The sequence below is a fragment of the Nonomuraea sp. NPDC049637 genome (genome assembly GCF_040675235.1).
Lineage (GTDB): Bacteria > Actinomycetota > Actinomycetes > Streptosporangiales > Streptosporangiaceae > Nonomuraea.
In genome coordinates this window covers 66,478-90,088 of record NZ_JBFAOM010000035.1, presented here as the reverse complement: position 1 = coordinate 90,088, position 23,611 = coordinate 66,478, and the positions used below count along the sequence as shown (strand labels likewise).

Below are 23,611 nucleotides of genomic sequence, written 5' to 3'. Positions count from 1 at the left end.
GTCGCCCTTCACAAAAAGCGCGGACGACCTCGTGCTAGCGTCCGAAGATCCGCATCTGCAACATCACGGTGAGTCGCGCGTCGGGGTCGGACAGGTCGAGCCCGCTGATCTCGGTGAGCCGTTTGAGCCGGTAGCGGAAGGTGTTGGCGTGCACGTGGACCTGCGCGCAGGCGGCGTTGACGTCGCCGAACGCGTCGAGGTAGGCCCGCAGGGTGGCCACCAGCTCGCTGCCGTGCTCGGCGTCGTGCGCCAGCAGCCGCTCGTACGGGCCGGTGGGCACCTGCTCCTCGGCGGCGACCACGTCGGAGACCTGGAGCAGCAGCGACTCGAAGTGCACGGCCGTGTAGCCGGCGACCTGGCCGGCCTGGCCGCGGGCGCGCAGCACGCGCAGCGCCCGGTCGGCGTCGGCGCGGGCGCGCGCCACCTGGGAGAGGTTGGCGGCCAGCCGGCCGACCCCGATGTTGGCCGCGTGCCGCGGCCCGACCCTGGACAGGAAGGACTCCGCGACGCGCACGGCCCGCGTCTCCTCGTCGCCGCCCGAGCTCAGCGGCAGGACGGCGTAGGCGACCGAGCCGATCATCGCGGCGGCGGCCTTGGGATGGATGGCGCCGACGTGCAGCGCCAGGGCGTCGCAGAACCGTTGCCGGTCGCTCTCGGCGCGCGCCGGGTCGGCCGCGTCGCCGTCGGCGAGCTGGGCGGCGAGCACGCACAGGCGCTCGGTGGCGATGCCGAGCCGGCCCGCGGCGTCGGCCGCGTCGGAACCGCCGGCCAGCACCGTGGACAGCAGGTCGGCGCGCAGCCGCCGCTGGGTGTCGGCGCCGGCGCGCTCGCGCAGCAGCTGCAGCGCGACGATCTTGGCCGCGTCGGCCAGGGCGCGCTCGCGCTGCGGGGTGAGCGGCTCGCGCACGGCGACCCAGATGGAGCCGAGGATCTCGTCCCCGATCCGGACGGCCACGGCCGCCCGGTTGATGCTGTCGCCGTCGAGCTCGATGTAGATCGGGTCGCGGCTCTGGTAGAGCTTCTTGAAGAAGCCGCGCTCGTCGAGCATGCGCTGGAAACGCTCGGGCACCTGACGACCGAGCACGGTCTCGACCCGGCCGGGGTCGGCTTCGTCCTGCCGGCCGGAGAAGGCCAGGACGCGGGTCGACCTGTCCTCGATGGTGACGGGCGCGTCGAGCAGCGCGCAGACGGCGTTGGCCAGCGCGAACAGATCGCCCTGCGGCCCCTTCTCCGGCATGGCCAGGTCGCCCTCGGCCAGCAGGGACCGCAGCAGCGCGGCGACCTGCGACCAGGACGCGGCCCTGGTCAGCCCGAGCACGGCGACGCCGGTCTCCAGGACCTTGCTGCGCACCTGCTCGTCGACGTCGACCGGCAGCTTGACGACGATGCCGCTGGCCTCGCGGGCGGCGTCGAGCAGGCCGCAGATGGCGGTGGCGCCCTGCACGCCGACGGCCAGCAGCAGCCCGCCCGGCGGCACGTAGAGCTCGTCGAGCGGGTCGTAGATGTGCACCCCGGTGACCTCGGTGTCGAGGTCACCGGGCGAGGCTGCCACGTCGAGGACCGTGCTGCCGAGATCGAACAGGATCCGCTCAAGGCTGGCACGCGGACGGCTGTTCATCCGCTCACGATAGTCGACGTAGACCGTCATCAGCCGCGCAGGTGCTCGACGGCGAGACGGGCGGCCTCGCCGATGGCGGCGTCCGCGGCCGGAATGCGGAAGGCCAGGTTGTCGCCGTGCAGGAACACCGCGACGGCGTACCGGCCGCCGTCGGGGTACTCCACGACGCCCGCCTCGTTGCGCACGCCCCACAGGGTGCCGGTCTTGGCCGACACCCGCACCTCGTCCGGGAAGCCCGAGGAGAGGCGGTGCGGCCAGATCTGCCTGCTCATGATGTCGCGGACCTCCGCGCACGCCTCGGCGGGGCCCGCCTGGTCGCGCCAGACGAGACCGAGCAACGTGGTGATCTCGCGGGGCGTGCCCGCGGTGGTCCGTTCCGGATCGCGTACGGCCAGCGCCCTGATCCGCTCCTCGGGGATGCCGGCCACGTCGATGGTGCCCAGCTCCTCGACCACGGACTCGAACAGCGTCGCGCAGCCGCCGATCAGCCGGGTGCGCCCGAGCCCGAGCTCGGCCAGCGTGGCGTTGACGCGGTCGAGGCCCACCCGGCGCAGCAGCACGTCGGTGGCCGCGTTGTCGCTCATCGACATCATGAAGTGGGCCAGGTCGCGCAGCGTCAGCGACACGTCGTCGGCGCAGCCCGAGGTGCCGACGCCGCCGTCCTTGTCCGCCGCGGTGACGGTGAGCCGTTCGGTGCGGTCCACCTCGCCCGCCGCGGCCTGCCGGGCGTACTCCAGCAGGATCGGCAGCTTGAACACCGAGGCCAGGACGACCGGGGCGTCCGGGTCGAGGCCGATCTCGGCCTCGCCGTCCAGGTCGCGGGCGTGCACGAAGCCGCGCACGCCCGCCGCCGCGAAGACCTTCCGCGCGTCCTGCTCAAACACGCGGGACCGCCCGGCCGTTGTGCAGGTGCGTGGCGACGCCGTCCCGCAGGACGAACGTGACGGTGTCGTGCCTGCCCTCCTCGGGCTGCTCGGCGATGAAGGTGTCCTCGGCGAGGTGGACGTACCTGGCGGTGCTGCCCTGCTCGCCCATGCTGGCCATGAACGCGCCGGGGATCAGGGTGACCTCGACGCCGTCGGCCGCCGGGGAGACCTCGTAGGCCAGCTGCGGCCCCTCGTACCGGCCGACGTACGGCGCGGGGTCCACGGCACGCGGCTGCTCCGGCGGCGCGGGCAGGTCGGGGGCCGCCAGCCCGCCCTCCCTGAGCAGCGGCAGCAGCAGGTCGTTCATGACGCCGATGAAGTTGCCGCCGTTCATGCTCATCGCGATCGCGTACGAGCCGTCGTCGGCCACCCGCCAGAACGTGCTCTGGCCCGGGGTCCCGCCGTCGTGGCCGTAGGCGCCCCAGGTGAACAGCTCGAAGCCGAGCCCCCAGTTGGCGGCCATCAGGCCGGGCACGCCCGGCACCGCGACCTGCGGGGTGCGCATCGCGGCGACGCTCTCCGCCGACAGCACCCGGGTGCCGTCCTCGGCCAGGCCGTCCGCGGCGAACATGCGGCCGAAGCGCACCAGCTCGCGCGGGGCCAGGCACATGGTGGCCCCGGCGGGCGCGTTGGAGCGCGGCATCTGCCACTGGGGATAGACGTCGTTGCCCGGCCCGATGTGCCCGGCCGCCGCGCGGAACAGCACGGCCTCCTCGGCCAGCAGGGCCGCGTGGGTGGCGCCGAGCGGCTTCAGCAGGTGGTCCCGCATGGCCTGTTCCCAGGTCGTGCCGCGCAGCCTGGCCACGATGGCGCCGAGCACGCAGTAGCCGGCGTTGCAGTACGAGAACAGCTCGCCCGGCTCGTGCACCTTGCCCGCGCCGTGCAGGTAGGCCACGAACTTCTCGAGGCTGTCGTCGCCGCGCCCGGTGTCCTCGAACAGGTCGCCGTCGAAGCCGCCGGTGTGCGTCAGCAGCTGCCGGACGCTGATCACGGCGTCGTAGGACAGGGCGAACTCGGGCAGGTACGCCCCGATCTCCTCGTCCAGGTCGAGCAGGCCCTCCTCGGCCAGCTGCATGATCAGCGCGGCCGTCCACACCTTGGTGGTGGAGCCGACCTGGAAGACGCTGTCGGGGGTGGTCTCCACGCCGGTGTCCCGGTTGACCACGCCCGTGGCGGCCTCGTGCAGCTGTCCGCCGCTCCACACCGCGATGGCGGCGCCGGGCACGTCGTGGGCCCTGGCCGCTTCGTCGAGGCGTTTCTGCAGATCCATGCGGTCTCCTCAGGCGATCTTGGGGGTGGCGCGGACGCCGAGGTGGAAGTAGGGCGAGCCGTCGTCGAGCTGGTAGAACACGCCCGAGACCCAGTCGGGGTCGCCCTCGCGGCGGCCGACGAAGGTGACGTCGTCGACGGCGACGAGGTCGAGGTCGAACGGCTCCTGCAGGGCGGCGAGCGCGCCCGTCGACTCCACGCGCAGCCTGAGCGCGCCGTCGTGCACGCTCGCGGTCATGCGCGCGCCGACCCGCTCGTAGACGCCGGCGTAACGCTCGACGTCCACCTGCACGGGGGTCTCCGGCGGGCCCAGCACGGGCGGCACGGCCAGGCCGTCGAGCTCGGCGAACAGCTCGGTGGCCACGGCGTGGGTGAGGGCGCCGCTGTGGCCGCCGTTGGTGGTCACGCACACGACGGTGCCGGTGTCGGGCACGACCCAGAGCATGGCGTGCTGGCCGATGGTGTTGCCGCCGTGCGAGATGACGCGGTGGCCGGACCACTCGTCGAGGATCCAGCCGATGCCCCACTGCCTGCCCAGGGTGTGCGGGTTGGGGATGTCGACCTGCGGCTCCCACATCGCCCGCGGGTCGTCCAGCAGGCCGCCCTCCAGGTGGGCGCGGCCGAAGGCGACCACGTCACGCGGACGGGCGCAGATGAGGCCGGCCGGGCCGCACGAGCGCATGAGGCCCCACACCGGGGCCGCCTTGCCGTCCTCGACGTGGCCGTGCGCGGCGCGGAAGCGCAGCACGTCCTCCGGGAGCGTCCAGGTGTGGGTCAGGCCGAGCGGCTCGCAGATGTTCTCGCGCAGCACCTCGTCCCAGGTCTTGCCCTCCAGCACCTCCAGGATGCGCCCGGCGATGACGAAGCCGGAGTTGCAGTAGGACTGGGTGGCGCCGAGCGGGTGGTTCTGCGCCAGGTCGGCGCAGGCCTCGACGTACTTCTCGATGCAGTCGTCGCCGCGGCCGGTGTCGAGGAACAGGTCGCCGTCGATGCCGCTGGTGTGCGACAGCAGGTGCCGGACCGTGACGGTCTTGGTCACCTCGGCGTCGGCGACCCGGAAGCCGGGCAGCAGCTCGGCGACCGGGGTGTCCAGGGTCAGCCGGCCGCGCTCGACCTGCTGCATGAGCAGGGTGGCCGTCCAGACCTTGGAGACCGAGCCGATCTGGAACAGGGAGTCGGGGGTCGCCTCCACGCCGGTGTCGACGTTGAGCACGCCCGCGGCGAACTCGTGCAGCTCCCCGTTGTGCAGGTAGGCGAGCGCCGCGCCCGGGACCTCGTACTTCTCGATCAGTTCGGCGAGACGCTGACCCATTGATCCAGCCACGCGAGGATCCTTTCGTTGTAGTCGAAACGGTGTGAAGGGCGTCCGTTGAGGATGAACAGGTGTGAACCACCGGGATACCGGACCAGGCGGACCGGCACCCGGCGCTCGCGCAGCGCCTCGAACCACTGCTCGGCCTGGCCGATCGGGCAGCGGTCGTCCGACCCGCCGTGCAGGATCAGCGTCGGGGTGACGACGTCGCCGGCGTAGGTGATCGGCGACTGCTCGACGAACTCGTCCCTGACCTCGTGCTTGGCCAGGAAGTAGCCGAGGTCGGCGGTGCCGGCCATGCTGCGCAGGTCGACCACGACCCCGCCGGGGACGGCCGCGGCGAACCGCCCGGTCCTGCCGGTGAGCCAGCAGGTCATGTAGCCGCCGTAGCTGTAGCCGGTGACCGCCAGCCGGGCGGGGTCGGCGACGCCCTCCTCGACCAGGACGTCGAGCGGGGTGAGGAAGTCGTCCTCGTCCGCCAGGCCCCAGGCGCCGAGCCCGGCGTTGTAGAACGCCTCGCCGTACCCGTCGCTGGCCCGCGGGTTCACCAGCAGGACGGTCCAGCCCTGCGCGGCGAGCGCCTGGTGGTAGAGGTGCACGCCGTCGAAGACGGGCGCCCAGGCGTTGTGCGGGCCGCCGTGGATGTCCAGCAGCAGCGGGCCCGGCTCGGTCAGCGTCTCGTCGCGCAGCACGAACGCCTCGACCGGCGTGCCGTCGGGGGCGGTGAAGGTGCGGCTGCGCGCCTGGAACAGCTCGACGCCCTCGGGGGCGTGGTCGGTGAGGGCCGCGCCGTCGAGGTAGACGTCACCGGCGCTGCGCGGCGTGGAGGCGACGTAGGCCACCCGTCCGGCCGCGACGCTGACGCCGGCCACGTTCCGGTCTTCGTCCACGATCCGCTCGGCGACGCCGCCGGGCGCCAGCCGGTACAGGTGGGTGAACCCGCGGTCGCGGACGCAGAACAGCAGGTCGTCGCCGTTCATCGCGGGCGTCGCCCCCGGGTAGCCGGGCGCGCCGATCATCACGTTGCGGTCGAGGCCGGTCTCGATCTCGGCGAAGTCGTCCCCTTCGAGGGCGAACAGGCGGGTGTGGCCCTCGGGCACGCCGCGATAACCGGCCACGATCCAGCGGCTGCCCAGCCACCAGACGCCCATGCAGATCACGCCGTCGCCGCCCGCGCGTTCGAGCGCGCCGTCCTGCTTGGGCTCGACCAGGTAGAGGCCGCCGCAGATGTCCAGGTCGCGGTCGGGGTCCAGGCCGGCGGTGAAGGCCAGCAGGCCGCCGTCCGGGGACCAGGCGGGCGCGCCGGCGTGGAAGTCGCCCGAGGTCACCTGCACGGAGGCGCCGTCCTCGACGTCCACGACGAACAGGTGCGTGGTCAGGCCGCACAGCAGCCCGGCGCCGTCGGCCTTGTACTCCAGAGTGTCGATGACGATCGGCGCGTTCGGGTCCACCTCGCCGGACGGCCCGGCGTAGGCGATGCGGGTGCCGTCGGGCGACCAGACGGGCACGCCGGCGCCCAGCGGCGCGGAGGTGAGGACACGCGGCTCGCCGCCGTCCATGGGCAGCAGGTGGATCTGCGGCGGCCCGCCGGCCGGGCGCAGGAAGGCGAGGGTGCGGCCGTCGGGCGACCAGCGGGGGGCCGCGCCGGTCGCCAGCCTTCGCGGGGCGGCGCCCGGGGTGGCCAGCCAGATCTCGGTCACGTTGGCGTCGGACTCGCGGTCCGCGGTCGTCAGGGTGTAGGCGACGGCGGAGCCGTCCGGACGCAGCTGTGGGTCACCGGGTACGGCCAGGCCGTACAGGTCGTCGAGGGAGAGGCGGCGCATGACCGAACGCTAGGCCAGGCCGCCGCAGTCCTCTTCATCGTGGACGACGAATAGCGTCTGAGACCTTGTGCCCGGGGCCAAAGCGCCCCCGGGCCGCCCGCCTACCGCGTCGTGGCCTTCTCGCGCTCGGCCCGCTCCCTGATCAGCTCCTCGACCGCGCTGGGCAGGGTCGTCTCGAAGTCGATCAGTTTCACCCACGTCGGGGTGACGACGATGCGGACCATGCCGTCGTAGAGCGAGCGGACCTCGGCCTCCCACTCGACCCGCTGCTCGGCTGTCATCTCGTACGAGCCGTTCATCTGGAGGAACTCCTCCGGGATGCCGTCCACGACGTCCAGTTCGGCCCGGCCGCGGATCAGCAGGATCTTGGGCGGGTGCACCTCGGTGTCGATCGTCAGGGCGACCGTCGGGTTCTGGCGCAGGGCCGGGAGCTTGGGTGCGTTCTTCGTGGTGCACATGACGATCTGCGAGCCGTTCCAGGTGAAGGAGATGGGGATGTTCCGCGGCGTGCCGTCCTTGGCCACGTACGCCAGCCGGGTCAGGTCGCGGGCCAGCAGCTCCCGGCTGATCGGCCGGTCCAGGATCTCGGTGATCTCGTGCGGTCGCATGGTCGTCCCTTCAGGGTCGTCTTTGTGTTCCGGCCCTGGGACGGAGCCGCCTGAGGGTTCTCGACATCCGCCGCCGAACAATTTTCGGCGGCGGACCTGGTTCGTGGCGGGGACGTCAGCCGGCGGGCGTGCCGAACCAGCGGGACAGGTGCCCGTCCAGATCCCGCTGGTCGTCGCCGACCCAGGCGACGTGGCCGTCCGGACGCAGCAGCACGCACGGGACGTCGAGGGCCGCACCGGGATCCGCGAGGTGGTCCACCCGGTCCGACCAGCCGCCGGGGGTCAGGCGTTCCGTGCGGTCCAGCAGCAGGCCGCGGCCGCGGCGCAGCAGATCGTAGAGGCGGCCCTGTTTCACGTCGATGTCGCGCAGGCGGCGGCCGAGCAGGTCGGGGCCCTCGCCGAAGTCGTAGCGGACGCCGATCGCGGTGATCTTCTCGATCAGGTGCCGGTTCACCTCGTCGAAGTCCATCAGCTCGGTGAGCAGCCTGCGCACGGCCCGCGGGCCCGGTCCGGCGGACAGCAGTTCCGTCTGGGCGCGGGTGTTGTCCAGCACGTCCGCCGCGACCGGCCGGCGTTCGGCCTGGTAGGTGTCCAGGAGCGGGTCCGGCGCCCAGCCGCGGATCTGCGCGGCCAGTTTCCAGCCGAGGTTGACGGCGTCCTGAACGCCCAGGTTCAGGCCCTGTCCGCCGATGGGCGGGTGGATGTGCGCCGCGTCGCCGGCCAGCAGCACCCGCCCGGCCCGGTACCGCTCGGCCAGCCGGGTGGCGTCCCCGAAGCGGGACAACCAGCGCGGGGAGTGCACGCCGAAGTCGCTTCCTGCGACGGCGCGCAGCTGTCGCCTGAACTCGTCGAGGGTGGGCGGCTCCGCGCGGTCGCCGGCCTCGGCCGCGGGCACGACGACGCTGTAGATCCCCTGGCCGAAGGGCCGCACCCAGAACGGCTGGGGCCTCTCGCGCAGCCCGGCGATCGTGGCGGCGATCTCCTCCTGCGGTACGCCCGCCTCCATCTCGCCCATCAGCGTCCCGGTCCGCGAGGGTTCGCCGGGGAAGCCGACGCCGAGCAGTTTGCGCACCGTGCTGCGCGCCCCGTCGCAGCCGACGAGGTAGCGGGCACGCACCCGTTCCCCGTCGGCCAGTTCGACGGTCACGCCCTTGTCGTCCTGGTCGAGGCCGGTCACCGCCTGACCGTGCCGGACGTGCGCGCCCAGTTCGAGCGCGTGCTCTTCGAGCAGCCGCTCGATGACCGGCTGCGGGATGCCCACCATGTAGGCGTGCGCGGAATCCAGGCCCTTGGGCGCGGGCTTGTCGATGGCGGCGAAGAAACCGGCGGCCGGACGCCGCCGGCCGTGCCGGAGCACGCGCTCCAGCAGGCCGCGCATCGCCATCAGTTCGAGGCTGCGAATATGCAGGCCGACGATGCGGACGAACGACTTGGGCTCGGTCTCCTTCTCCAGGACGAGGACCCGTACGTCGTGCAGCCGCAGTTCGGCGGCGAGCATCGCGCCGGTCGGCCCGCATCCGGCGATGACCACGTCGTAGGCGAGGGGCGCTGCGGTGGGCTGCGGAGAATGCATGGTTGGTGCCTTTCGGGAGTGCCTGCTGGCGTGGCGCTCCCGGCGACACCTGTCTCAGTCGCCGACCGTGACCCCCAGGGGGAGCACCCATGTCGTCGTTGTGTCCACGGGTACCACCTCCTCGGTCTCTCGCACGGCCACCGGCAAACTAGCAGTGGCCGCGGCAGGCCGCCAACGGGTTTTCACGCGGGCTCCTCGCGGCGGGCGGCCGGCTCCGCGGCGGGGTCCTGGTAGCGGGCGGTGAGCGTGGTCGCGCGGGCGTGCAGGGAGTCGCGCAACCACTGCGGGGACAGGGCCTCGGCGTCCGTGCCGAGCTGCCACAACGCCCAGACGGCGTGCCTGTCGTCCTGGAAGGTCACCTCCAGCCGCAGCAGGCCGTCGGGGCCGGCCTCCTCGGCGAGGACGGCCAGCGCGGTGCCCAGCAGCTCCTCCCGCCGCCTCGGGGCCATCCGTACCGTCACGGTGACCTGGTCGCCGCCGGTGCGGAACCGGGTGCTGCGCTCCTGCCAGGCCCGGTCCAGGTCGACCCGGTCGGGCCGCTGCGCGGGTTCGGGGAGCGCCCTGGCGGCCTGGACGCGCGACAGCCGGTAGGTGCGGTCGGCCCCCGACCTCGTGGCCAGCAGGTAGCCCCGGTCGCGGATGGTGACCAGGCCGATCGGGTCGACCGTCCGCCACTCGGGCGTTCCGCCGAAGGGCGCGTAGTGGATCTCCAGCTTGCGTCCGGCGAAGACCGCGCGCAGGACCTCGGCCGCCACGGCGTCGGGAACCTCCTCGGCGGCCAGCCGGCGGGACAGCAGGTCGGTCTCGGGGTCGATGAGCAGCCGCTCGGCCGCGCCGGCCGCGGTGTCCCGGTAGCTGTCGGGGAGCGCGTCGACCACCTTGAGCATCGCCGAGGCGAGCGCCGAGCCGAGGCCGAACGCCTGCGCGCCGCGCCGCGACCCGGCGACCAGCAGGGCGAGCGCCTCGTCGGGGTTGAGGCCGGTGAGCTCGGTCCGGAAGCCGGGCAACAACGCGAAGCCGCCGTGCCGGCCGCGTTCGGCATAGACCGGGACGCCCGCCGCGGACAGCGCCTCGATGTCGCGCAGCACCGTGCGGGTGGACACCTCCAGCTCGCGGGCGAGGGTGGTCGCGGACAGCCGTCCGTGTTGCCGCAGCAGCAGCACCAGGGAGACCAGCCGGTCGGCACGCATGCGAAAACCCTATCGAGATACACGACACAGGATGTCGTGATTCGTTGGGAGGCTGATCACCATGACGTCGAAGAACCTGACATCGAACGGAGCCGGCATGACACTGCAACGAACGGCGATCAACCCGGTCACCTGGTCGGTCGAGATGGGATTCAACCAGGGCGAGCTGGTCTCCGGGCAGACCCGCACCCTGTACTGCTCCGGGCAGACCGGGATGGGCGACGACGGCACGCCCCGGCATGACGGTGACATGGCGGCGCAGCTGGCGCTGAGCCTGGACAACCTGGACGCCGTCCTCGGCAAGGCCGGCATGTCGTTGGCGGACCTCGTCCGGCTCAACGTCTACACCACGGACGTGGACCTGCTCTTCCAGCACTACGGCGTGCTGGCGGCGCGGCTGGGGGCCGCCGGGGCGGCGCCCGCCACCACGATGCTCGGCGTGACCCGGCTGGCGATCCCCACCTTGATGGTCGAGCTGGAGGGCACCGCGGTCGCCTGACGCGACCGCGCCGCGCTCCGCCGCCCCCGCCACCCCGCCACAATCGGCAGCGGGGATGGCGTCGGGGTCGTTCAGCGGGCGGCGGGCTGGTAGGCGCATGTGCTCCTTGCTTCTCACTGGTTTCGCCCAAGAGATGCCGGAGACCCGCGTCCTGTGACAGATGAGGACATGACGTGCGCCACACCCGCTGGCCGGTCAGCCAGGCGTGGGCTGGGTGCGCCGGGCGTAGGCGCGGGCGGCGCGGGCGCGGTCGCCGCACCGCGTGGAGCACCAGTGGCGGCGGCCGTGCCGCAGCAGGTAGCGGTTGCAGGGCGGAGATCCGCAGCTGGTGAGGCGTTCGGCGTCGGGGCCGGTGAGCAGGTCGGCGGTGTTGGCGGCCAGGGTCGCGAGGGCGCGGTCGAGGATCTCGTTGGTGGGGCACGGCGTCGCGCGGTAGGGGCCGTTCTTCTCGTCCCAGTACAGCAGGGCGGCGGTGGGGGCCTTGCTCAGCGCGTCGTTGACGGCGGACAGGGCGGTGGGCAGGACGGGCAGCCCCGCGACCCGCGCGCTGAACAACGCCCTGACGTGCTCGCGCAGCGAGCGCAGCTGCGTCGCGCACATCTCCTGCACCCCGGCGTCGGCCGGCGCGAGGCCGCGTTCGGCGAGCCACCGATTCGTCGCCGCGGGCGTGCCGAGGAGGTCGACGAACTGCCCGCCGGGCAGCGCGATGGCGCTGTTGACGAAGTCGAGGGCGAGGTAGTCCTCCGCCCCCGGCGCGGGCGGCAGCACGGACTCGGCGGTCGGCGTCTCGCTCATGTGTCTCATGGTACGGCTTGCGCTCGTCCGTGAGACACCGTTACCGTCATCACGGATAAACCACTTCCCATCCGTGAGGTATTCGCATGGCCAGTTCCGGCGCGCCCATCGAGCAGATCCCCGTCCGCGTCCTGGGCGGTCCCACCGCCCTCTTCGAGTACGGCGGCCTGCGCTTCCTGACCGACCCGACCTTCGACCCGCCCGGCGACTACCACGTGCCGGGCGGCCGGCTGACCAAGACGGCTCCCCCGTCCGCCACGCCCGCCGACCTCGGCCGCATCGACGTGGTCCTGCTCTCCCACGACGAGCACCCCGACAACCTGGACCATGCGGGCCGCGCGCTGCTGGCCGACGTCCCGCTCACGCTCACCACCCCCGGCGGCGGCCAACGCCTGGGCGGCGGGGCCAGGGGTCTGGCCGACTGGGAGTCGACCGAGCTGGACCGCCGCGACGGCGGCACGATCACCGTCACCGGCGTGCCCGCCGTGCACGGCCCCGGCCCGCGCGAGGAGGTCGAACCGATCACCGGCCAGGTCGTCGGGTTCGTCCTGACCGGGGAGGGCCTGCCCACGGTCTACGTCAGCGGCGACAACGCCTCCCTGGACGCGGTCCGGGAGATCGCCGACCGGTTCGGCCCGGTGGACACCGCCGTGCTCTTCGCCGGCGGGCCCCGGTTCTCCGTCCTGTTCGACGGGCGGCTGATCGTGCTCGACAGCGCGCAGGCCGTGGAGGCGGCCGGGATCCTCGGCGCCCGCCGGGTGGTGCCCGTGCACTACGACAGCTGGGCCCACTTCACCGAGGGCCGCGACGACCTGGTGGCCGCCTTCGCCGCCGGCGGCCTGCTCGACCGCCTCGACCTGGGCGACCGACCCTGACCACGCCCGCGGGCCCTGGCCACGCCGCCGATGCGACCCCTCTTCGAAAGAACTCACTCGTGACGACCAACGTGCCCGTCCGGGCAGACCACGTCCCGCGCGTCGAGGCGCAGCGCCGCTCCCTGACCGTCCTGGTCATCGCCCAGGTGCTCAGCGGGCTCGGGCTGGCGGCCGGCGTGACCGTCGGCGCGCTGCTCGCCCAGGACATGCTCGGCTCCACCGGCCTGGCCGGGCTGCCCAGTGCCGTGGGCACCGCCGGGTCAGCCCTGGCGGCCGTCGCCGTCGGGCGCCTCTCCCAGGCCCGCGGCCGCCGCCCCGGCCTGGCCCTGGGATATCTCGCCGGGGCCGTCGGCAGCGGCGGCGTCATCGTCGCCGCCGTCGCCGGCCACCCCGTCCTGCTTTTCCTCTCACTCTTCCTGTACGGCGCAGGAACCGCCACGAACCTCCAGGCCCGCTACGCCGGGGCCGACCTGGCCGCCCCCGCGCGCAGGGCGGGCGCGGTGTCCACCGTGCTGGTCGCCACCACCCTGGGCGGCGTGGCAGGGCCCAACCTCGCCGCGCCCACCGGCGGCCTCGCGGCCGTCCTCGGCATCCCGTACCTGGCCGGGCCGTTCCTGCTCGCCGGCGCCGCCTACGCCCTGGCCGCCCTCGTCCTGGCCGTCTGGCTGCGCCCCGACCCGCTGCTGCTGGCCCGCGCCCTCGAAGCCGACCCCACCGCCGACCCCCCCGGCGCGCCGGACGACGCCGCGGGACGGCCGCGTGCGGACGCCGCGAGGCGCCGCCCCGGCGTGCCGGCCGGGGTGCTGGTCATGGTGCTCACCCAGGCCGTCATGGTCGCGATCATGACCATGACGCCGGTCCACATGCACGACAGCGGCTCCGGCGCCGCCGCGTCCGGCCTGGTCATCGCCATCCACATCGGCGCGATGTACCTGCCCTCGCCGCTGACCGGCCGGCTCGTCGACCGCCACGGCCCGCTCGCGGTCGCCGCCGCCTCCGGGCTGGTCCTGCTGGCCGCCGGAGCGCTCGCCGCCCTCGCCCCCGACGACTCCGTCGCCGCGTACGCGGCGGCCCTCGCGCTGCTGGGGCTGGGCTGGAACCTCGGTCTCGTCACCGGCACCGCGATCATCACCGACGCCGTCCCGCCGGCCACCCGCGCCAGGACGCAGGGCTGGGTCGACGTCTCCATCGCGATCGCCGGCGCCGCCGGCGGCATGGCCTCGGGGCTCGTCGTCGAGGTCGCCGGTTACCCACTCCTCGCCGTCGGCGGCGGCGTTCTCGCGCTGGCCATCGTGCCCGTGGCCGTCAGGGCCGCGCGCGACCGATGATCGTTCAGGGACGTGCGCCGGCGGCGGGAGCGCCCGCCCAGCGCGTCAGGGCGTCGGTGAGGCCCGAGACGTCGGTGACGGAACCGGCCCAGGAGACGTAGCCGTCGGGCCGTACCAGGACGGCGTCCGCCCCGAGCTCCGCCTTCCCGTGCACCCGGCCGATCCTGGCCGACCACGGCCCGGCGGCCCGGGCGAACGCCGCCTCGTCGGCGGTCGTCAGGAGCAGGCCGCGGCCGTCGCGCAGCAGCTCAGCCACCCGGCCGGGCCCGGACGACGTCACCAGGTCGAGGTCGGGGACGCGGCGTCCCAGCAGGTGGTGGTTCCGGCCGGGCAGGTCGTAGCGGATGTCCAGCCCCGAGATCATGCCGGCGACGATCCGGTTGGCCTCGGGCACCCGTACGAGTTGCTCCACGATGTCCCGCAGGGCCAGGTTCTCCTCCTCGGGCACGATCAGCACGGCCTGCGCCCGGGTGTTGGCCAGGACGCGCGCGGCGACCGGATGCCGTTCGGCGTGGTAGGTGTCGAGCAGCCCCTCGTGCGCCCACCCGCCGATCTCGGCCGCCAGCTTCCATCCCAGGTTGAACGCGTCCTGCAGCCCGAGGTTGAGCCCCTGCCCGCCCATGGGCGAGTGGATGTGCGCGGCGTCCCCGGCGAGCAGGATCCGGCCGTGGCGGTACCGTTCGACCTGGCGCGAGGCGTCGGTGAACCGGGACGCCCACCGCACGCCCGTCAGCCGCACCCCCGGGCCGAACTCGTTGCGCAGCGCCCGCTGCACCTCCTCCTCGGTGATCGGGGTGTCGCGGGACAGCGCCTGCTGCTCGGCCCCGTAGAACAGGAACCGGTGCACGCCATCGCCGATGGGCGCGATGTAGCCCTTGCCGGTCTTGTCGGGCGTCATGACGGGCAGGGTCCAGGTCTCCGGCACGGCGCCGTCCGGGTCGGAGATCGTGATGTCGGCGACCACCGAGAGCAGCTTGCCGTCCAGGCCGGGAAAGCCGACGCCCAGCAGCTCGCGGACGGTGCTGCGGCCGCCGTCGCAGCCCACCAGGTAACGCGCCGTGAGCCGTGACTCGCCGCCCGCCGGGCCGAGCAGGGTCGCCTCGACCTTCTCGGCGTCCTGCGACAGCGCGGTCACCTCGTGCCCGCGCAGGACCCGGACGCCCAGCTCGCCGAGCCGCTCCTCCAGCAGCGCCTCGACGCGCCCTTGGGGGATGCCGATCGAGTACGGATGCCGGGTGTCCCAGGCGGTGTAATCCAGTCGAAGCCCGGCGAAATGCCCGCCGGGCACCCGCTGGATCGCCCGGTCCATGAGGGGTTCGAGGAGGCCGCGTAACTCCAGGGCCTCCGCGGAGCGTGGCTGGATCCCGAGCGCCTTGGACTGCCCGCTGCGCCGGGGAAGCCGTTCGACGACCACGGCCGCCACCCCCGCCAGGCCCAGCTCTGCGGCGAGCATGAGCCCGGTCGGCCCGGCTCCGACGACGATCACATCGACGTTCATCACGGATGCTCCGTTCGACAGGGAGCGGCGATGAGGCCGCCGACCACTGCGCAGACGGTAACGGCGAGGGGGCCGGTTCCCGCAACGATAGTCACCTGCGCCGCTGACCGGGCTACGTGCGGTTCAGGCCGGCTTCCAGGCGTGCCAGTGCCGTGTCGATCTCGGCCGGGCCGTCCAGGCCGGGATCGTGGGCCCACTGCATCCAGACCATGGCCACGATCCCGAAGACCGCGCCGACCGCGTCGCGTACGCGCGGGTCGTCAGGAGCACAGCCGGCCTTGTCCGCCACGAGCCGGCGCACCTCCGCGATCAAGCCGGGGCTCCTGCGCAGGTTGGCGGCCAGCAGTTCAGGCACGGTGACCGCGAACACCTCCCGGGCGCGCCCGGCGGCGATCTCCTCCGGCGACAGGGCGGCGAAGGCGGCGCGGAACGCGCCCCGCAGCAGGGGGACGGGGGCGCCTGGCGGCTGAGCGGCCAGCGCCTCGGTGAGCGGCGGGAAGCGGTCGAGGACGACCAGATGCTCCTTGGTCGGGAAGTAGCGGAAGAAGGTGGCCGGAGAGACCTCAGCGGCCTCGGCGATCATCTCGGTGGTGGTGGCGTGGTAGCCGTGCTCACGAAAGAGCCTGAACGCCTCGCGCAGGATCGTCTCCCGTGTCCTGGCCTTCTTGCGTTCGCGCAACCCGCCCTCTCCCATGCGGGACACTCTACCGAAGCAATAATGAGAGCTCACTATCTAAAGATAGCATACTCTCAAAAGCTCTGACCGGGGCGAACGCACCCCGGCCCCGCACGCCTGGAGGCTCTTCACCATGGGCGACGACATCACCGGCCTGCACCACGTGGGCCACATCGTGGACGACATGACCCGGGCCATGAACACCTACCGCCGACTCGGTTTCACCGTCGCCGCACCCACCTACCCCCTGCTGCCGCGGGTCGCCGGAGGAGCCGCCGAGCCGTTCGGCGTGGCCAACGCGCACGTGCAGTTCCCGCGCAACTTCATCGAGCTGGTGACCGTGATCGACGACGCCGGCCGCCTGCCCGGCGAGGCCCGGCCGATCCCGCTGCGCGTGCCCGACGACAGGCTGCCCGGACTGCTGGCCGCCATCGACGCCACCACCGCCAACATCGCGTCGTTCCTGCAGCGGTTCCAGGGCCTGCACATCATGATCGCCGACACGCCGGACATCGACGTCATCGCTGCGGGGCTGACCGCGGCCGGCGTCGACCATGCCGGCGTGCACGCCGTGCAGCGCCCCGTCGAGACCCGCACCGGCACCACGATGGAACCGGTCCGGTACCTGGAGATCTCCGCACCCGGCCTGCCCGCCGGGCGCGTGCCGGAAGGCAGGATCGGATTCGCCGAGAACGCGCCGGCCCGACCGGGCGGCGTCCAGCCGCACGCCGTCCACCCCAACGGCGCCACCGGGCTGGTCGAATGTGTGCTGTGCGTCGCCGACGAGGCGCTCCCGGCGCTGACGCGGCGTTATGCCACCTACTTCGGGCAGGCGCGCGACGGTCGGCCGCACGTCTTCGATCGGGCAGGCGTCACCGTCGTCACCGCCTCGACGCTCGGCGACCTGCTGCCTGGTGAGCAGCCTGCGGCCCTGCCCGCGTTCGTCGCCTGCACGGTGTCGGTGCGTGACCTCACCGCCACGCGGCAGCTTCTGCGCGACAACGACGTCCAGGTACGCGTGACCGGGCGTCAGGAGATCTTCGTGCCCGCCGAGGCCGCGTCGGGCACCGCGATCATCTTCCGCCAGGAGGTCCGGCCGAGATGCTAGGCTGCCGTTCGTTCGGTACTGGATCTGTGTGGAAGGGAGGTGAGGTTCGATGACCGCGGTGAAGACCGCTGCCCCGTGCAGCGCCCGGACCGACCTCACGTCCCGGGCCCTGGTCTGACCCACTTCCGCTCCCTGCCGTGAACCAGGCGGGGTGACGTCCACGTCTCGTCGGGGCCCCTTCTCCGCAAGGGTCTCACGTTGTCACACACGTACACCGATCCATCCGGCCTGTCCCGGTACGGGGGGACCGGCGCACTCGACCGAACCTTCACCGAACACTACGAAGCGGGCCTCGTCCCGGCTCGGATCTCCCGGGTCGACCGCGGCCTGTGCACGGCGGTCACCGCCGCGGGACCGACGCGGGCCACGTTCGCCGCGCCGCATCCGCCCGACCCGCTCCTGACGCCGTGCACCGGCGACTGGGCCGCGCTGCGCCCCGGCGCCGAGCCGCACCTGGTGGCGCTGCTGCCGCGGCACAGCGCGATCGTGCGTTCGTCGGCGTCCAGGTCCTCCCACGGACAGGTGCTCGCCGCCGGGGTCCTCATCGACACGCCGGGCCTGCGCGGGATCAGCCTGCACGACGCCGCCGGCGGCCTGGAGCAGGTCTTCGCCGAGATCGAAGAGCTCGCCGCGTGCTGCCGTTTCGCCGACTGCGCCCACGACACCGAGCCGGGATGCGCGGTTCAGGCCGCCATCGCGTCGGGCGAGCTGTCCGGACGCCGCCTGAGCAGCTACCGGAAGCTGCAACGGGAGAACGCCTGGGCGGCCTCGCGGACCGATGCCCGGCTGCGCGACGAGCGCGTCAACCACCAGAAGGCCATCACCGGTCACCTGCGCGCCACCTACCGGTTCCGGGACCGGCAGTCATGACGGGCCGCATCCCCCGTCCGTCCATTCCGTCCACCACGAACACCGGCCAGGTCCCGCATCCGCAGAAGGACAAGGAGACGAACCCGATCATGACCTCTTCCTGGATCACCCGCCCCGAGAACGCCGCCGACGCCGCCGCCGTCCGCGAGATCAACCTCGCGGCCTTCCCCGGCCCGCACGAGGCCGACCTCGTCGAGGCGCTGCGGGCCGACCCGCAGGCGTGGCTGCCTGGCCTGGCCTGGCTGGCCGAGGCTCCCGGCGGCGAGCTCGCCGGATACGCGCTGCTCACCCGCTGCCATGTCGGCGACTCCCCCGCTCTCGCCTTGGGCCCGTGCGCCGTCCGGCCCGGACACCAGCGGCAGGGGGCGGGTTCCGCCGCCATCCGCGCCGCCCTGCGCGCGGCCCGTGAGCAGGGCGAGAACCTGGTGGTGGTGCTCGGTCACGCCGAGTACTACCCGCGTTTCGGCTTCACCCCGGCCTCCGGGTTCGGCATCCGGCCGTCGTTCGAGGTCGAGGACAAGTACATGATGGCGCTCGCCCTCGATCCCGAGCGGCCGGTCCCGAACGGCGTCATCCGCTACGCGGCGGCGTTCGGCGTCTGACACGCGGCGTACGGCCCTCAGCACCGCTGGGGGCCGTACGGCCGGGCACGCCGAAAATTTCTCCGGCGCGGACGTCGAGACCGGCGATCCTGCTCCGACCCCGCTGTGACCGGCTCCCATCAGGGGAGCCGCCGACGGCGAGGAGTCGACATGGGGACACTGGAGAACAAGAACGCACTGGTCACCGGCGGATCGCGGGGCATCGGGCGGGCGATCGTGCTGCGGCTGGCCCGCGAGGGCGCGGCGGTGCTGTTCACCTACGTCCGCGACCAGGCGGCGGCCGAGGCGGTGGTGGCCGAGGTGACGGCCTTCGGCGGTCGGGCGATCGCCGTACGGGCGGACCAGGGGCGCCTGGAAGACCTCAAGCACCTCTTCGGTGAGGTCGACCGGTGCCTGGGCGGTCTGGACGTGGTGGTCAACAACGCGGCGATCAATCCGATGGGAGACATCCGCGACGCCGTCGAGAGCGACTTCGACGAAGTGATGGCGGTCAACGCCAAGGGCCCGTTCTTCGTCATGCAGGCCGCCGCCGAACGGCTCGGCGAGGGCGGACGGATCGTCAACATCTCCTCCAGCGGCGCGGTGCCGGGCCTGGCCCTGTACTTCGCCAGCAAGGCCGCGCTGGAGTCGATCACCGCGGTCGCCGCCCGCGAGTTCGGTCCCAGGGGCATCACGGTCAACAGCGTCTCCCCCGGCGCCACCGACACGGACATGATGCGCGCCGCCGCCGGTGAGCACCTGGAGCAGGCCATCGAGCACACCGTGGCCCTGACGCCGCTGCAACGGCTCGGACGTCCGGAGGACATCGCCAACGTCGTCGCCTTCCTGGCCGGGCCCGACGCCCAATGGATCACCGGCCAGAACCTGCGGGTCTCCGGCGGCCTGGCGATCTGACCGGCGAGCCGCCGCGATCTCGTGTATCGCGGGCGTATCGAAAAACGCATACATCCCGGCAACGGCCGTCCCTCTTGACTGGCGGGCATGGAAAGGGACAAGGCTTCGGCCGATGACGGGAGATGGGACCGGCGTTCGTTGTTCCGGGGGGCCGCCGTGCTGGCCGGCGCCGCCGCGACGGCGCCGCTGCTGGACGGGGCGGCCACGGCGCTGGCCGACGGCGGCGACGCCGACGCGCTGTTCAAGGCCGGGAAGTTCGAGCAGGCCGGCCGCGCGTACGAGGAGATCCTGAAGAAGGACCCGGGGAACCTGCACGCGGCCCGCCGGCGCGGCCACGTCGCGCTGCTGTCCAACCGGTTCCCCGAGGCCGAGAAATACCTCAGGACGGCCGTCCGCCTGGCGCCCGGCGACAAGGAGGCCAACGAGCTGCTCGGCGACTGCTACATCCGGCAGGACAAGTTCGCCCTCTCCGTCCCGTGCTGGAAGGCGGCCGGCGCGGAGGACTACGCCAAGTGGTTCGCGTCGATCAGCGGGGACGCGTACCAGATCAAGGGCGACGTCGGCCGGGTGCCGTTCCTGCAGATGGACCCGCGGCCGCTGGTGGAGGCCTCGATCAACGGCGGACCGGCGAAGCGCCTGTCGTTCTACACCGGCGCGCCGAACCTGAGCCTGACCGCGTCGGTGGCCAAGGAGGCCGGGCTGAAGGCCGTCGTCAGCCAGAAGACCGACTTCGAGGGCACGCCCATCTGGGTGCACTACGGGCTGCTGGACTCCTTCAGGCTGGGCGGCATCGAACTGCGCAACGTCCCCGTGGGCTGGTCGTCGACGGAGTCGGGCGCGGACGTCGGCGCCGACAGCGACGGCCTGATCGGCACGTGGGTCTTCTACCACCTGCTGACCACGTTCGACTATGCGGGCCGGCACCTCATCCTGCGCCGCCGCACCCCCGAGACGGCCAGGAAGGCGCGCGCCGCCGCCGCGCGGGCGGGCGCCGCGCCGCTGCCGATGTGGCTGGCCCGTGACCACGACGTGCACAGCGTGGGCAGCATCGCGGGGTCCGGCCCGCGGGTGGTGGGCGTGAACCTCGGCGGGGTCGGCGAGATCGCCGCGGGCATGCCCGGAGAGGTGGCCACACGTCTGGGGGTCCGGGTCGACCTCGACCGCCCGATCGAGACGTTCGCCCACAGCCACCCGACCGTCACGCACCCCTGCTATCCGGAGGAGATCCGCCTCGGCGACGCCGTCGCCCAGCGGGTCTACTGCGAGGCGGACCCGAACATGCCGGTCAACGTGCCCTGGCCCTACGGGTCGGGTTTCGACGGGATCGCCCACTTCGCCCACTGCTTCTTCAAGCCCTACAACCTCACCCTGGACTTCACCGACATGAAGCTCTGGATCGTCCGCGGCAAGGCCGCCTGATCACCCCGGCCGCAGCAGGTCGCGGCGGCGGGTCAGGGAAGCGGTCTCGGCGGTGTTGCCGGCCAGTTCGATGGCCCTGTCGTAGGCCGCTCGCGCATCCCGGTCGCGGCCCAGCCGGCGCAGCAGGTCGGCGCGGGTGGCGTGATAGGCGTGGTAGCCGGCCAGCCTCGGCCCGAGACGGTCGACGGCCGCCAGCGCCACCTCGGGCCCGTCGAGCTCGGCGACCGCGACGGCCCGGTTGAGCGCGACGATCGGCGAGGGGTCCAGGCGGACGAGCTGGTCGTAGAGGGCGAGGACCTGCGACCAGTCGGTGTCGCGCATGTCGCGGGCGGAGGTGTGCACGGCGTTGATCGCCGCGAGGATCTGGTAGCGGCCCGGCGCCACCCCGGCGGCGGCCGCGGCCAGGCGCTCGCGCACCAGCCGGTGCCCCTCGGCGATCAGCGCCGCGTCCCAGGCCCCGCGGTCCTGCTCGTCGAGCGCGACCAGCTCGCCGCCGGCCGAGACCCGGGCGGGGCGGCGGGCCTCGATGAGCAGCATCAGCGCCAGCAGCCCGGTCACCTCGCCGTCGCCGGGCAGGAGGGCCCGGATCAGGCGGGTGAGCCGGATCGCCTCGGCGGTCAGCTCGTGCCGTACGGGATCGGTGCCGGGGCCGGTGGCCAGGTAGCCCTCGTTGAAGACCAGGAACAGCACGGCGAGCACGCCGGAGACGCGCGCCGGGAGATCCTCGGCGGACGGCACCCGGTAGGGGATGCGAGCCGCCTTGATCTTGGCCTTCGCGCGGGTGATCCGCTGCCCCACGGCGCTCTCCTGCGCCAGGAAGGCGCGGGCGATCTCGGGCATGGTCAGGCCGGCGACCAGGCGCAGCGTCAGCGCCACGCGGGCCTCCATCGCCAGCGCCGGATGACAGCAGGTGAAGATCAGCCGGAGCCGGTCGTCGTCGATGGCGACGGCAGGCTCGGGTGGGTCGGCGGAGGACATCTGAGCCTTCCTGTGCTTGTCGTCGCGCTTGCTCTCGCGTCGGATCCGGTCGATGGCCTTGCGGCTCGCGGTGGTGGTCAGCCAGGCGCCCGGGTTGGGCGGCACGCCGTCGGCCGGCCACCGTTCCACGGCGGTCGCGAACGCCTCGGCGGCCGCCTCCTCGGCGATGTCGAGGTCACCGAAGCGCCTGGTCAGGGCGGCGACCACCCGGGCCCACTCCTCGCGGTGGGCCCGGGCGACCGCCTCGCGGGCGTCGGTCACAGGAACGGTCGCACCTCGACCCTGCGGTTGCAGTGCTTCGACCCGTCGGCGGCGAGCCGGAGCGCCACGTCGAGGTCGGGGGCCTCGATGATCCAGAAGCCGGCGAGGTACTCCTTGGACTCCAGGAAGGGCCCGTCGGTGACCATCGCCTCCGCGCCCCGGTTGTCGATGACGGTCGCCGTGGCGGGCGCGGCGAGGCCCCCGGCGAAGACCCAGTGGCCCTGGGCCTGGAGGCGGTCGTTGAACACGTCGATCGCCGCGTGCTCCTCCGGGGTGGCCGAATTGGTCCGGCCGTCGATCACTGAGATCAGGTATTGCATGTGAAGATCGTCTCCTGTCGGTCAAGGCAGCGGGCGGGCTCACCCCTGCCACGAACGCGACCGCCGCGATCCGACACCGCCGCCGGATCTGTTGTACGTACTTTTACCTGGAACGCCGGGGGCGGGACGCCCGATCATCTGGTGTGCTCCTCAGCAACCGTGCCGTCTTCGCCAGCTCCGACCTCGACGAGGTCCGCGGCGAGGTCGCCAAGGTGTTCTGCCCGCACCGGCTGGACCTGGCCGGGGACGCGAACCTGCTGGCGGCCCGGTTCAACTCCGTGCAGCTCGGCTCGGTCCGCGTGAGCTACCTCGACTACGGGGCCGACGTGCACATCGAGCCGGGCGACCTCGACACGTTCTTCCTGGTCATGATCCCGCTTGCCGGACACAGCCTGATCCGCGCCGGCGACGAGGAGGTCGTCTCCTCCCCGTCCCTGGCCTCGCTGCCCTCGCCGACCCGCCACCTCGACATGCGCTGGGCCGCCGGCTGCCCGCAGTTGCTGGTCAAGTTCGAGCGGGTGGCGATCGAACGCGCGCTGGAGCAGATGCTCGGCGAGCCGCTCGACGGCCCGGTCGTCTTCGACCTCGGCATGGACCTGACGACAGGCTGGACCCGGTCCTGGCGCGACATGGCCGACCTGCTGGTCAGGGAGGCCGAGCGGGACGACGGGCTGGCCGGCCACCCGCTGGCCGTCGCGCATCTGGAGAACGCCCTGATCACCCTGCTGCTGACCATGCAGCCCTCCAACTACCTGGACCGGCTGACCGCGCCCAGGCCGCCGGCGCTGCCGAAGGTGGTGCGCCGGGCGATGGAGTTCATCGAAGGGCACGCCCACCTGCCGCTGAGCACCACCGACATCGCCGGCGCCGTCGCGGTCAGCAGCCGCTCCCTCCAGGAGGGGTTCCGCGCGCATCTCGGGCTGTCCCCGATGGCCCACCTCAGGCAGGTACGGCTCACGCGCGTGCACGACGAGCTCAGGACGGCCGACCCGGCCAGGGTCACGGTGACCACGGTGGCCGCCCGATGGGGATTCCTGCACCAGGGACGCTTCGCCGCCCAGTACCGCGAGAGGTACGGGCAGCCGCCGTCGGAGACGTTGCGCAGAGGTCCCGCGTCAGGCGGATGAGATCCGCGCTCAGCGGATGGTACGGGCGCACGCGCCGCCCGT

Annotated in this window: 22 protein-coding genes; 9 read left to right on the top strand and 13 right to left on the bottom strand. The window is 72.9% G+C overall.

Annotation, left to right across the window (positions count from 1 at the left end):
- Positions 1 to 34 precede the first annotated feature (34 nt).
- The 8 genes from AB0J71_RS36155 to AB0J71_RS36120 form a co-directional block, all read right to left on the bottom strand.
- The gene (locus tag AB0J71_RS36155) at positions 35 to 1,618 is read right to left on the bottom strand and encodes a helix-turn-helix domain-containing protein (protein ID WP_364390226.1); all 1,584 of its coding nucleotides are present in this window, start codon (positions 1,616 to 1,618) and stop codon (positions 35 to 37) included.
- Between the two features lie 29 nt (positions 1,619 to 1,647).
- The gene (locus AB0J71_RS36150) at positions 1,648 to 2,502 is read right to left on the bottom strand and encodes a serine hydrolase (RefSeq protein ID WP_364390224.1); all 855 of its coding nucleotides are present in this window, start codon (positions 2,500 to 2,502) and stop codon (positions 1,648 to 1,650) included.
- A complete protein-coding gene (locus AB0J71_RS36145; RefSeq protein ID WP_364418424.1) occupies positions 2,495 to 3,814 on the bottom strand; it encodes a serine hydrolase domain-containing protein in 1,320 nt (439 codons plus the stop codon). The genes AB0J71_RS36150 and AB0J71_RS36145 overlap by 8 nt, the downstream gene beginning before the upstream one ends.
- 9 nt (positions 3,815 to 3,823) lie before the next feature.
- Positions 3,824 to 5,137 carry a serine hydrolase domain-containing protein gene (locus tag AB0J71_RS36140; RefSeq protein ID WP_352323281.1) on the bottom strand — a complete coding sequence of 438 codons (1,314 nt, stop codon included), beginning with the start codon at positions 5,135 to 5,137 and terminating at the stop codon, positions 3,824 to 3,826.
- Positions 5,101 to 6,948 carry a S9 family peptidase gene (locus AB0J71_RS36135; RefSeq protein ID WP_364418422.1) on the bottom strand — a complete coding sequence of 616 codons (1,848 nt, stop codon included), beginning with the start codon at positions 6,946 to 6,948 and terminating at the stop codon, positions 5,101 to 5,103. The genes AB0J71_RS36140 and AB0J71_RS36135 overlap by 37 nt, the downstream gene beginning before the upstream one ends.
- Positions 6,949 to 7,049: 101 nt before the next feature.
- Complete coding sequence (locus tag AB0J71_RS36130) at positions 7,050 to 7,556, bottom strand: pyridoxamine 5'-phosphate oxidase family protein (RefSeq protein WP_352323283.1); 507 nt, start codon at positions 7,554 to 7,556, stop codon at positions 7,050 to 7,052.
- A 115-nt stretch (positions 7,557 to 7,671) separates the two neighbouring features.
- Positions 7,672 to 9,129: a rifampin monooxygenase gene (gene rox / locus AB0J71_RS36125; protein ID WP_364418420.1), complete on the bottom strand. Its 1,458-nt coding sequence runs from the start codon at positions 9,127 to 9,129 to the stop codon at positions 7,672 to 7,674.
- 182 nt (positions 9,130 to 9,311) lie between these two features.
- Complete coding sequence (locus AB0J71_RS36120) at positions 9,312 to 10,319, bottom strand: WYL domain-containing protein (RefSeq protein ID WP_364418418.1); 1,008 nt, start codon at positions 10,317 to 10,319, stop codon at positions 9,312 to 9,314.
- A gap of 103 nt (positions 10,320 to 10,422) precedes the next feature.
- Between AB0J71_RS36120 and AB0J71_RS36115 the strand changes: the two genes are divergently transcribed.
- Complete coding sequence (locus AB0J71_RS36115; protein ID WP_364418450.1) at positions 10,423 to 10,818, top strand: RidA family protein; 396 nt, start codon at positions 10,423 to 10,425, stop codon at positions 10,816 to 10,818.
- Positions 10,819 to 11,013: 195 nt separating this feature from the next.
- Here the strand turns inward: AB0J71_RS36115 and AB0J71_RS36110 are convergent, their stop codons facing one another.
- Positions 11,014 to 11,613 carry a CGNR zinc finger domain-containing protein gene (locus AB0J71_RS36110; RefSeq protein WP_352323286.1) on the bottom strand — a complete coding sequence of 200 codons (600 nt, stop codon included), beginning with the start codon at positions 11,611 to 11,613 and terminating at the stop codon, positions 11,014 to 11,016.
- Positions 11,614 to 11,699: 86 nt separating this feature from the next.
- Here AB0J71_RS36110 and AB0J71_RS36105 point away from each other — a divergent pair, with 86 nt between their 5' ends.
- Entirely contained in the window at positions 11,700 to 12,488 is a 789-nt protein-coding gene (locus AB0J71_RS36105) for an MBL fold metallo-hydrolase (RefSeq protein WP_364418416.1), read from the top strand.
- A 59-nt stretch (positions 12,489 to 12,547) separates the two neighbouring features.
- A complete protein-coding gene (locus AB0J71_RS36100; RefSeq protein WP_364418412.1) occupies positions 12,548 to 13,816 on the top strand; it encodes an MFS transporter in 1,269 nt (422 codons plus the stop codon).
- Positions 13,817 to 13,820: 4 nt separating this feature from the next.
- On the opposite strand, the gene AB0J71_RS36095 is transcribed toward AB0J71_RS36100, so the two are convergent.
- Together AB0J71_RS36095 and AB0J71_RS36090 are read right to left on the bottom strand one after the other, a co-directional pair.
- Positions 13,821 to 15,314, bottom strand: coding sequence for an FAD-dependent monooxygenase (locus tag AB0J71_RS36095; protein ID WP_352323312.1), 1,494 nt, complete (start codon positions 15,312 to 15,314; stop codon positions 13,821 to 13,823).
- Between the two features lie 112 nt (positions 15,315 to 15,426).
- The gene (locus AB0J71_RS36090; protein ID WP_364418410.1) at positions 15,427 to 16,008 is read right to left on the bottom strand and encodes a TetR family transcriptional regulator; all 582 of its coding nucleotides are present in this window, start codon (positions 16,006 to 16,008) and stop codon (positions 15,427 to 15,429) included.
- A gap of 115 nt (positions 16,009 to 16,123) precedes the next feature.
- On the opposite strand from AB0J71_RS36090, the gene AB0J71_RS36085 reads away from it, so the two are divergent.
- The 5 genes from AB0J71_RS36085 to AB0J71_RS36065 all read left to right on the top strand — a co-directional run bounded on the left by AB0J71_RS36085 (position 16,124) and on the right by AB0J71_RS36065 (position 20,883).
- A complete protein-coding gene (locus AB0J71_RS36085) occupies positions 16,124 to 17,098 on the top strand; it encodes a VOC family protein (RefSeq protein ID WP_352323290.1) in 975 nt (324 codons plus the stop codon).
- 198 nt (positions 17,099 to 17,296) lie between these two features.
- Entirely contained in the window at positions 17,297 to 17,968 is a 672-nt protein-coding gene (locus AB0J71_RS36080; protein WP_364418408.1) for a hypothetical protein, read from the top strand.
- A gap of 89 nt (positions 17,969 to 18,057) precedes the next feature.
- A complete protein-coding gene (locus tag AB0J71_RS36075) occupies positions 18,058 to 18,570 on the top strand; it encodes an N-acetyltransferase (protein WP_352323292.1) in 513 nt (170 codons plus the stop codon).
- A gap of 150 nt (positions 18,571 to 18,720) precedes the next feature.
- A complete protein-coding gene (locus AB0J71_RS36070; protein WP_352323293.1) occupies positions 18,721 to 19,464 on the top strand; it encodes a glucose 1-dehydrogenase in 744 nt (247 codons plus the stop codon).
- Between the two features lie 87 nt (positions 19,465 to 19,551).
- On the top strand, positions 19,552 to 20,883 hold the full coding sequence (locus AB0J71_RS36065; RefSeq protein ID WP_364418406.1) for a tetratricopeptide repeat protein: 1,332 nt from the start codon (positions 19,552 to 19,554) through the stop codon (positions 20,881 to 20,883).
- Here the strand turns inward: AB0J71_RS36065 and AB0J71_RS36060 are convergent, their stop codons facing one another.
- Entirely contained in the window at positions 20,884 to 22,122 is a 1,239-nt protein-coding gene (locus AB0J71_RS36060) for a DUF6596 domain-containing protein (protein WP_364418404.1), read from the bottom strand.
- Complete coding sequence (locus tag AB0J71_RS36055; RefSeq protein ID WP_364390216.1) at positions 22,119 to 22,442, bottom strand: YciI family protein; 324 nt, start codon at positions 22,440 to 22,442, stop codon at positions 22,119 to 22,121. Before AB0J71_RS36055 ends, AB0J71_RS36060 begins: the two co-directional genes overlap by 4 nt.
- A 143-nt stretch (positions 22,443 to 22,585) precedes the next feature.
- On the opposite strand from AB0J71_RS36055, the gene AB0J71_RS36050 reads away from it, so the two are divergent.
- Entirely contained in the window at positions 22,586 to 23,569 is a 984-nt protein-coding gene (locus AB0J71_RS36050) for an AraC family transcriptional regulator (RefSeq protein WP_364418402.1), read from the top strand.
- Positions 23,570 to 23,611: the final 42 nt, after the last annotated feature.